Origin of the sequence: Shewanella sp. 3_MG-2023 (assembly GCF_030548765.1) — a bacterium.
Lineage (GTDB): Bacteria > Pseudomonadota > Gammaproteobacteria > Enterobacterales > Shewanellaceae > Shewanella.
In genome coordinates this window covers 1-7,533 of record NZ_JAUOSH010000058.1, presented here as the reverse complement: position 1 = coordinate 7,533, position 7,533 = coordinate 1, and the positions used below count along the sequence as shown (strand labels likewise).

The 7,533-nt window shown below is 39.3% G+C and carries 4 protein-coding genes; 1 reads left to right on the top strand and 3 read right to left on the bottom strand.

Annotated features, from left to right (window positions below):
- Window positions 1–136: 136 nt before the first annotated feature.
- Complete coding sequence (locus tag Q4591_RS19780; protein WP_303462548.1) at window positions 137–1,654, top strand: efflux transporter outer membrane subunit; 1,518 nt, start codon at window positions 137–139, stop codon at window positions 1,652–1,654.
- Between the two features lie 68 nt (window positions 1,655–1,722).
- Here the strand turns inward: Q4591_RS19780 and Q4591_RS19775 are convergent, their stop codons facing one another.
- The 3 genes from Q4591_RS19775 to Q4591_RS19765 all read right to left on the bottom strand — a co-directional run bounded on the left by Q4591_RS19775 (window position 1,723) and on the right by Q4591_RS19765 (window position 6,746).
- On the bottom strand, window positions 1,723–2,898 hold the full coding sequence (locus Q4591_RS19775; protein WP_102476054.1) for a hypothetical protein: 1,176 nt from the start codon (window positions 2,896–2,898) through the stop codon (window positions 1,723–1,725).
- The gene (locus Q4591_RS19770) at window positions 2,898–4,883 is read right to left on the bottom strand and encodes an FAD-dependent oxidoreductase (protein ID WP_102529267.1); all 1,986 of its coding nucleotides are present in this window, start codon (window positions 4,881–4,883) and stop codon (window positions 2,898–2,900) included. The genes Q4591_RS19775 and Q4591_RS19770 overlap by 1 nt, the downstream gene beginning before the upstream one ends.
- A gap of 96 nt (window positions 4,884–4,979) precedes the next feature.
- A complete protein-coding gene (locus tag Q4591_RS19765; RefSeq protein ID WP_102529268.1) occupies window positions 4,980–6,746 on the bottom strand; it encodes a sulfatase in 1,767 nt (588 codons plus the stop codon).
- Between the last annotated feature and the right edge of the window lie 787 nt (window positions 6,747–7,533).

Below are 7,533 nucleotides of genomic sequence, written 5' to 3'. Positions count from 1 at the left end.
ATTACCGAAAATTAAGTAATAACTAAAGCCTAGTAGAGTGTTTAACATTTAGCCAACTAGAATGGGTGGCCTTGTTAATTTGAGAATGGGTGGCCTTGTTAATTTGACAAGCTTACTGATGTAAAGGGGGCTGACAGTGTTTAAATTACTTGTGCAAAAAATATTTGTTCAAAACGGTCTTGTTCAGAAACCAGCTAGATCCTTTGTTCCACTTGGTTTAAGCATACTGCTAACAAGCTGTGCGATGGGGCCTGATTATCAACGCCCTGAGATGGAGCTGCCTGCCCAGTATCACGATGATTTAGCCCAAGAGCCACAGACGAATCTTGGTTTATCGAAATGGAAATCGTTTTATTTAGACCCAGACTTACAAATACTTATCTCGCATGCGTTATCGCAAAATTTAGATCTCGAATCAGTTCGTTCGCGTTTAATTGCCGCTCGTTCAAAGGTTACAGTAACAGGCGCTGCCCTATATCCATCACTAGGGCTTGAAGCAGGCGCTGAGCGCACTATTGATAGTGCGATTACTAGCACAGATCCTGAGCATGGCAATGAGTTTAATCTTGATGGCACGGTTTCGTGGGAATTAGATATTTGGGGAGCGAATAGACGTCGAAGTGAAGCTGAGTACGCAAACTTTTTGTCAGCACAAGATGCGTTAAACCTTGCAGTTATTAGTTTGATAAGTGATGTCGCTAGTCGATATTACGAGTGGCTTGATATCGAGCAGCGTTATCAAATTGCATTAAATACTGTTGAGATTCGTTTAAAAGAGCGTGACTTATCGCGTTTGCGCAAAAAGAACGGGGTGATTTCAGGCTTACAAGTACGCCAAGCTGAAGTCGAATATCAAAGCGCGAAAGTGACCTTGCCAGATTTAGATTTTGAAAGGAAAGCCAAATCTAACCAGCTAAAAATATTACTTGGGGAATTTAATTATCCGTTAGAAGCTAAAACAGGTGATGAGCTACTTGAAGATATAACGTTATTTCCCAATAGCTTTGTGGTCGGCGTGCCATCGCAAATGTTATCTCAACGGCCAGATGTAAAAGCAGCGGAACAAGCATTGATTGCAGCGAATGCGAATGTGGGTGTGGCTAAGACTGCATTTTTCCCACAATTTACCATTAGCGGCAGTTACGGCACTGAAACAGATGACCTCAGCAGCATTTTTGATAGCCAAGGACTAACATGGTCGCTGCTTGGTGGTATTACTGCGCCTATATTTAATGCTGGTAGTATTTCAGCTCAATACGAGATTGCGCAACAAGAATATAAACAGGCAAATCTTGCCTATCGCAGTACGGTACTAAGTGCCTATTTTGAAGTGAATGATGCGATGAATAGTTTCAGGCGCTCAGAACTCGCTATCGAGGCACAGCAAGATTTAGTCGCAGCTTCAAAAGAATATACTCGTTTAGCCATGCTGAGATATCGAAATGGTGTTTCTAGTTCTTTAGATTTAATGGATGCCCAGCGAAGTTTATTTAATGCCGAGTTGACCCTAAGCCAAGTGAGGCGTGACCGCTTGTTATCAATGATTACCCTTTATCGCTCGTTAGGCGGTGGTGTGTTAACAGAACAAGAATTGCTAGATGTTCATAATTTAAGTGAACTTGAATCAAGTGCAATTATTGGAAGCGAAAGTTAGCATGATTCATTCTTGATTGAGTTTGGAAGATTAGCGGAATAAGCTTTTAGTGCAAGTATGATTTATGACTATAGTTTCTCAGCATGTAATTGCTGAAATAAAGTCAACTTTTGTTGATGCTGAGTATGAGTCACATGATTAATTAGATAATAATACACGTTTCTTGCACTGATAAAATCTGCTTGTTGTAATGAGGGAATCAATGCTTGAATCAGCTGTGGACTCTGATTATTTTGCTTCTGCAATAACTGCAGAAAGCTATGTAAAGATTGTGGGTCTTGCCAAGCGGATATTTGTTTCGCTAATGCTAATATTAACGTGCTATTTAGTTTAATTATTTCCTCTGATTCTAGTAGAGATTGCAATATTCTCAATCTGAGAGAGTGACTGCCATATAAAGTGAGTTCTGTAACCATTTTCTGGTACTGCGGCATTGCTAAATTCTTGGAGAACGCGATGATGTCATTTTCAAAACCTGACTGGTTTGTTAAAGCAAATTCAGTGACTGCTGCGATTGTTTTGTTATCTTGATATTGCTGGTAGGCTAGCTGTGAAATGGCAAATTGCTGTAACTCATTTTTTTCATGTTTGAGTAAGTTCAGCAGTTCCAACTGGTTAAGTTCACTGCCTGTAATATTGGCGACAATGCTGACTAGTTCACCTTGAGCAAAATGCCAAAGTGTATAACAAGTCCAAATTGCCCCTTCAATATAATCTTGTTTGTTAATGGCTACAGTAGCGCCTGTAACAGCATCTGCGCCGACAGTAGGCGCTGACCCGCTACTTGTCTTATTGATCAGTTCACTGGCTTTTAAATCTGCTAAGCCTGATTGCTTATTCGATAAGATACTTGTTAACTTTACGTAATCTTGCGGCTCAAAATCCTGTGCTTGGCCTTTTTCCAGTTTGAGGTTATCGGCCATAGTGTAATGGGTGAATTGACCTATTGCATCCCAATGTAAAGTCACAAGATCTGTCTTGCAAAGATCTTCGCCGCAAAAAACGGATATGACATTCATCGAATAGTTACGAGTTAACTCTTCTGGTAAGCCTGAAAAGCTTTTGCTCAAATCTGAGCTGCGAATTGATTCTGATGAGACATATAATATGTTACTTTCCGCTACGCTCGTTTTGCTACCTGGGTGAGTAAAGTTTACCGAAATACTGATTAACGGCTCAGGTTTACTACAAGCCGTTAAAAATATAGTTAACAATAAAATAGATACTCGCCTTAAAATAGACATTAGCTATAAGCTCTTATTTCAAAAAGTTTTACTGTTGGTTTACCGTATGTTGAAAGTATCTCTAGTTTTAACGCTGTAGCATTAACGGATGGGAAGTTGACTTTAATTAAGCGTGTTCGATTTTGTTTAATGCTAGCAACATCAATCCATTGACCTTTAACTCTAGCTTGAAGCTTTAAATCTTTAACCATTTCATCAGGCACGCTATTACTAAAGTATTGGTCATTCTTGGAATCTTTACGCATCATGATATTGCGTTTCACATTGGTGTCACATTTTATTTCAACTGTTGATATACCAACAGGCTTAGGCCATTCCAATTGTATATTGGCTGGCAAATTTCGAGATTGCCAGTGATTGATTTTATTGTCTATATCTCGTGAAATGCCATTTAATAGGAGACTGATATCTCCAGACAAGGTACTTGAAGCAAATAAAGTACTTTTACGTGCTAGATCATTCGGTGCTTTTGCTGGCCTTTTCGGAATAAAGACATCATCACGTAATAATTGCTCTTGTAATTCATTGATATGACTCTTCCCTAACTGCCTTGGGCTTACGTTCAACTTTTGACATAAATTTGCAGCGGTACCCACAGCTTGGCCCATAAGGGCACAAGTTGCCATGATACGAGAAGAGGCAAGTGCGATATGAGTTTGACTGATGTTTCTTCCTGCAAATAATAAGTTAGTTATTGTTCGTGAATATAAGCTTCTAAAAGGAATTTGGTAGACTTCATCAAAGTGAGCATGAAAGATAGTAGGTGCCATGTGGATGTTATCCATACCTCCTGGATTGTGCTCATCAATTCCCCAACCGCCAAATGCAACAGCATCCTCAAAGTGTCGTAGTTCAATTAAGTCTCGTTCATTATGTATATAGTCTCCTATAAAGCGCCGAGATTCACGCCTTGATGGCAATGAACCCACCCAATCTAGAGCGAGGTTTGCTGATTCAGGGAATTGACCAGAATTTTTAATATGATCCCAAACACCATGAAGGTAACCCATTAATTTGTGTCGATTAATCTCTTGCTCACCAACAATGTCATATTCACTACCGACTTCAACCCACCAAATACCTTCATCGTAAGCTGCAAATTTTCGGCGCTTATGGGCATTTTTAGCATCAAATTTGATCGCCCATGAAGGCGCGGTGTAGGGGGTTTCACGGCCCATGTCTTTCGCAGACATTAGTAATGATGCGCCCATTTGCCACCCATCTGCAACATCTGGGGCAAATTGTTCATTAAACTCAGATTTTCCTTCACGTCCAGTTCGATATTCTGCGCCAGCAGTAGCGGCCATAAGTCCATCGCCTGAGCAGTCGATAAAATATTGTGCGCTAATTAAATATTCAGTTTCCGTTGTGAGTTGCCAGCATCGAACCTGCTGAATTTGGTTATCCTTGACGATACTTGCTATAGCTTGGGTGTTTAACATCAATTCAATGTTAGGTTCTCGTATGACAAAGTCATACAAAACATGGTCCCAAACAGGAAATGATTCTTGTGGGTTTTCGAAACGATTATGCAATAATATTTCTTCAATGATACCAGTTTCACGCTCTGCAAGGCCTGAGTTTAAACGGTTGACGCCATTTAAGTGCACACGCATTTCACTTGAAGCATTGCCCCCTAAAACAGGCCTATCTTGTACCAGTACCACCTTAGAGCCTAATCTTGCTGCAGAGACGGCTGCACATATACCAGCGGCGCCACCGCCGATGACAACAATATCAGCACTAAGGCTGACATTTCGACTGGGCCGATTTAAATCTGTATTGTTATTCGTACCTAAGTTTAGCCATTTGTCTTTAGTGCGGTCTTGTTGATTGAATTGACTTTTGGACCCATCGGAGAGTGGTGTATTTGTATTTGAGTTTTTATTTTTATCAGCAGAGCCGATACCAATAGCCATTTGGCTAGCACTTGCTGGAAATACAGATGCTAGAGCTGCAGCTTTAAAAAAGCTTCTTCTTTTCATGTTTTAGTTCTTCCTTGTTAACAATTGAATTCAAAATCACTCAGTGAAACCAGCTAGTTAAAGGTGTAATACAATAGAAGCGATTATCTAGGCTGTTTAATGATCTTTATTAATAGTATCTACTGAATTGATGCGTCCCTTATTTTGTTCAATAGATGAGACAGAGCTATTCGGCCAGGTTTCCTTCAATTGAGCCAACAGAGCTGTTGTTAAATCTGGTTTTAACTCTGCAATATTGACTGTTTCATGAGGGTCTTGATGATGATCAAACACTTCTACAAAAAGTGGACTCAGCTGCGGATCTCTGTGGTCTTTCCAAGCGATAATGCGATATTGAGAGGTACGCATGGCATACCCCATAAGGAATTTCTCAAAAAGCTCTCTATTCCACTCATTTATTTTAGTAGCATGTTGGTTGTGTTTGAATTGATGCTGAATTTGAGTTTCTACTTGTTGTAATAATGGTCCGAAATAGGTTTCTCGCATGCCTTTTCGTAAAGGGTATGCTCCCCATTCACGTAGTGCAGGTGTTGGAAATTGGCTGAAAGCGGCTTGTTTCCAAATTTGATTAGGGTTTTCCAGTAAAGGCACCATACTTTTTCCTTGGGTGATAACGGGGGCTGAAAAACCTGCAAGCTCTGTTAATGTTGGATAAAGATCCACTAATTCAACTAATGCTTGTGAAGTGACTGATTTCGGATTTTTTCTGGTCTCAGGGGTAGATATTATTAACGGAACACGCGTTGCTGTTTCATAGTTACTGGCCTTACCCCAAATTCCCATTTCACCTATGTGATATCCATGATCGCTCCACAAGACAATTATGGTGTTTTGCATGATGTTTTGAGATTCTAAAGCTCTAATTAGCTTACCTATTTGTGCATCAACGTAACTCACCGATGCAAGGTAAGCATGTTTCAGTTCAATAGCTAATGTGTCATTAATAGGACCTTTTTTGGGGATGTTAGAAAAAGTTCTTAGCTCAAAGGAAGAGTGCAGTCCTACGCTAGCGCCATTCTTCGGAGGCGCTCTTAGCGTAGTTAATTCAATATCATGATTTTGATATAAGTCCCAATATTTTTGTGGAGCAACCCATGGAAGGTGTGGTTTATTCAAACCAAAGCCGAAAAAAAATGGTTTATGTGATTGTTCTGTTAATTCTTGAATAGTCAAAATAGCTAACTGAGCATTGTAACCGTCTTTATATGCGGTATCCGCAACTTTTGCCTTTTCAAATGCTGGTCCACTTCCAAGCCCAAACTTGGCTTGCTCGCCATAACGCAGTTTCATAATTTTTTTATTGGCTATTTGCTGCTGTTGGTTAATGCTCAATGCGTAGCGTCTAGGTTTTGCTATTTGATTTGGAATGGTTTGAACCGCAGGCCAATTCCAAGAAAGTTTGTCATCTTTATCACCATGATGAAAAATTTTACCAACGTAACTTGTATTATATCCGTGGGCACTAAAGTGCTGGGGCAAAGTAATGATATCAGGATATTTATCACGAAATTTAATGTAGTTATGAATTACCCCTGTGGTATCAGGGCGCGTTCCTGTTAGTACACTTGCTCTTGAAGGACCGCATATTGCTTGCTGTGCATATGCTTGAGTAAATCGGACTCCTCCCTTTGCTATTGCATCAATGTTTGGAGTAATTGCGCCTGATCCCGCTTTCAAATCATCAATTGCGATGAATACAACATTAGGTTGGCTAAGATCGCTCTTATTTAAACCTGTAGGTTTAATACTAGAATCGAAGGTATTTGCTACAACAACAGAGGATAAACAACAGCACCCCCAAAGTATCGATATCACGACTTTGAGATTTATTTTTGTATATATAGCCACTTGGAGACCTTTCATTTATTCAACCACTTAAACATTGTATCTAAATAAACATATGATGTTATGTTATTTTTAAATTGGTCATTTTGTCAACTATCTCAGATGTTATTTGTCTATTTATTGCTAGGTCATGTTTATGCTCCTCAATGAAATAAGTGATTGAGGGAAGTTACAGGGTTTGGATTTTCGGTATGTACTTGGAGGTTATTATCAATCAATGCTGAGTTTAAATTGTTCAGTCCGTCCATCTAATAGTTGGGATAATGTCTGCTTTGTTGGTCGTAGATTAATTCGATTCGACGTTCGTTCAGCACTTAATTTTTTCATTATTTAGGTTTGTTGTTGCAGTCGGACTTGATGCTGTTAAGCAATCATTGTGCTGCTTACATGTTTTAAATGAGGTTTTGTTGGTTTCTTGTTTGCAAAAGTTGGCTTCTTGTTTGCGAAAGTGGTTTTTTGATTGGGTTTTGAGTTAATAGTGTGTTTTTGTTTTGCGTATCAAGCTGAATCTTGCATAGGAATCATTATAAACAATTGATATTGGGATCGTGATCGCTATGTGAAATATTCTTCATGGTAGACTCCTGCGCCATTCAAGATGAGATTAATTCCTATTAAGCTTTAATTAAGGTTCGCGATGATGAAGCAATTAAAATGGGTGGCAATGTTAATTGATCTACCCACTCACGGCGATGTTCATAGTTTTCGCCTGTCGACTTATCAAACCTAATACATAGCCACCCATTATTTTGAAGTTATAACATAACGCCTTTCATTTTGAGTTGCCAACACCAACATTCATTTA

Coding starts and splice junctions, on each gene's coding strand:
- Q4591_RS19775 (WP_102476054.1), bottom strand. CDS start 2,898: ATGTCTATTTTAAGGCGAGTATCTATTTTATTGTTAACTATATTTTTA.
- Q4591_RS19770 (WP_102529267.1), bottom strand. CDS start 4,883: ATGAAAAGAAGAAGCTTTTTTAAAGCTGCAGCTCTAGCATCTGTATTT.
- Q4591_RS19765 (WP_102529268.1), bottom strand. CDS start 6,746: ATGAAAGGTCTCCAAGTGGCTATATATACAAAAATAAATCTCAAAGTC.